Origin of the sequence: Paraconexibacter sp., from assembly GCF_041602235.1 — a bacterium.
Classification (GTDB): Bacteria; Actinomycetota; Thermoleophilia; order Solirubrobacterales; family Solirubrobacteraceae; genus Paraconexibacter.
Map to the genome: position 1 here is coordinate 1 of NZ_JBFIGP010000419.1, position 2,380 is coordinate 2,380.

The window sequence follows — 2,380 nt, forward strand, 5'->3', positions numbered from 1 at the left end:
AGAGGTAGAGGGTGCTCAGGCTGTCAGCCGGCGCTTCCGATCTCGACGATGTCGAAGCCGCCGCCGGGTCCGCCCTGGGTCAGGTCCTGGAAGGACCCGAGCGTCGTGAGCGCCGGTGCTTCGTACGGGGTGCCCTCACCGTGATCCGCGTCACGCGGAGAGGTCTCTGCCGGGATGGAGTCCATACGGCAGACTAGGCCCGTCGGGTGAGGGAATGCAAGCCCGGCCACGTGCCCATGAGCCTCGGTTCGCATGATGCTGCGTCAGGTCGCGTCGAGAGCGACACCCTTGGCGCGTTCGGCTTCGCCCTGCCCGGCCTGCGTGACCGGTGGCTCGGCCCTGCGCAGGCGGCATGGCCTCGCGTCGAGATCCGCGAGATCGATGCGCCACCGTGTCACGACGCGCGCCCGATCAGAACCGACACGTCGGCAGCATGGACGTCCCCCGACGGGAACCGCTTCGAACTGCACCGTCCGACGGGGAGCGTGGAGATCCGTGGACCGCGTCCGTTCCCGCAGCAGGCGCTCGTCCATCCCTGGCTCGGGATGATCTGCGCCGTGTGGGCCCACTGGCTGGGCCGGCCCGCCTTCCACGCAGGAGCCTTCTGCCACGGGGGGCGCGCGTTCGCCGTCGTGGGAGACACCGGCGCCGGTAAGAGCACGTTCATCGCTGCGGTCGCGGCGCGGGGGTACGACGTCTTCTGCGACGACACGCTGATCCTGGACGACGGTCGCTGTCTCAGCGGGCCGCGGTGCGTCGACCTCCGGGGTGACACCGCGCAGCGCCTGGGCCTGGAGGTCGAGACCGTCCCGCTGCCGGCGACCGGGCGACAGCGCGTGGGTCTGTCCGCCGCGCCGGACCCGACCGACCTCGGCGGGTGGCTCTACCTGCGGTGGAGCGACGGGATCGGGGTCCGTCGCATGCCGGCGCAGGAACGCCTCGCCCGCCTGGGAGCCGTCCGCGGCTGGCACCGCGCCGGCACGCGCTCGGCAGCCACGCTCCTCGATCTCGCTGCCCTGCCGGCGTGGGAGGTGAGCCGTCCGCGGGATTGGGGCTCCGTCGACCACGTGCTCGACGAGGTCCTCGAGGAGCTAGCCGTGGTCGGCTAGCCAGGCGGCCTGCAGCAGCAGGGCGGCCGGGTAGGGGTTCGCGTCGGTCCAGGCTGCGCGCACGCGTTCGGGGTCCACGACCTCAGTGTCGAGCCCTCGGCCGTCCCAGCGCTCCGCGAACGTGAGCGACGTGGGGGTGACGAACGCCGCGTCGAAGATCGCCTTCGTCGTGCGTGCGACGAGCGCAGCGGGGAGAGCCTCGCCCGCGATGGTCGCGAGGATCCGGTTGCGGTCGCCCGCACCCCACCTCCCGCCCAGACGTCCCAGCGACGCGACGAACCCCCGATCCAGCAGCGGATGCTGCACCCGGGCGCCGTGGTCGGCCCCGAGCCTGTCGTACGTCTCGACGCCGACCCGAAGACGACGCAGCCGGGGCTGCTCGTCCAGCCAGGACGCCCAGGTGCGGGCCCGGCGCGTGGCCAGGTCGATCGTCGTCCGCCGGTACGCGACCGCGGCGTCGGGCGTCAGCCAGGGGCGCGGCACGGGGGGGCGGGCGTATCCCAGCCACGTGCGACGGACTGCCCGCGGCGCGAGGGCCGCCGCAAGTCGCAGGCCGTCCCGCGGACGGGCCGCGACCCGTCGCGCCAGCACCTCCGCGAGGTGGGCGCCCGGCCACAGGCACATCAGGTGGTCGCCACCGTGACCGGTCATCAACGTCCCGCCCCGAGCGCGTTCGATCAGGGGGACCATCGCGTGGCAGTTGCTCGGGAACAGGACACCGTGACGCAGGAGATGTCGCTGTGCGACCGGGCCGACGAGATCGAGGTCGTCCTCGAGCGTCACGATGTCCCAGTCGGTGAGCCCGAGGTGGGCGACGACCCGCTCCTGGTACTCCTGCTCCTCGGTGGCTCCCGACGCCCTGAAGCGCAGGGTCACGGGCAGCGGCGGGCGCAAGCCCTCGTCCCGGGCAGCGCTCGTCGCCGCCGCCAGCACGAGGGACGAGTCCAGCCCACCCGAGAAGGCGACCAGGCAGGGACCGCTGCGCAGTGCCGGCAGCATGGCCGACCGCAGGGCCCGGAACGGGTCCCCGTCGGCGTGGACCGGCGCGGAGTGTTCCGGTTCGACCACGTCGAACGGCAAGCCGACCGCGGTCTCGAGCGCCGACAGCCCGGAAGCGCGTGCTGCGGCCTGCGGACCGGTACTGCGGACGTCGTCGCGGGTCCGGTCGAAGGCCATGACGACCATCCTGCCGGACTCCGCCCAGGGGGGCGACACGCGGCGCGCTGTCACCACGCGCGGGTTACCCTTCCACCCGTGTCCGCGATCCGCCT

3 protein-coding genes are annotated in these 2,380 nt (G+C 73.2%); 1 reads left to right on the top strand and 2 read right to left on the bottom strand.

The window, feature by feature from the left end:
* Positions 1–23 precede the first annotated feature (23 nt).
* A complete protein-coding gene (locus tag ABYE80_RS19830) occupies positions 24–185 on the bottom strand; it encodes a lasso RiPP family leader peptide-containing protein (protein ID WP_372792034.1) in 162 nt (53 codons plus the stop codon).
* A 300-nt stretch (positions 186–485) separates the two neighbouring features.
* Here ABYE80_RS19830 and ABYE80_RS19835 point away from each other — a divergent pair, with 300 nt between their 5' ends.
* Positions 486–1,109, top strand: a complete 624-nt coding sequence (locus ABYE80_RS19835) for a hypothetical protein (protein WP_372792035.1) — start codon at positions 486–488, stop codon at positions 1,107–1,109.
* On the opposite strand, the gene ABYE80_RS19840 is transcribed toward ABYE80_RS19835, so the two are convergent.
* Entirely contained in the window at positions 1,092–2,285 is a 1,194-nt protein-coding gene (locus tag ABYE80_RS19840; RefSeq protein ID WP_372792036.1) for an asparagine synthase-related protein, read from the bottom strand. The two genes, ABYE80_RS19835 and ABYE80_RS19840, sit on opposite strands and share 18 nt — an antisense overlap.
* Positions 2,286–2,380: the final 95 nt, after the last annotated feature.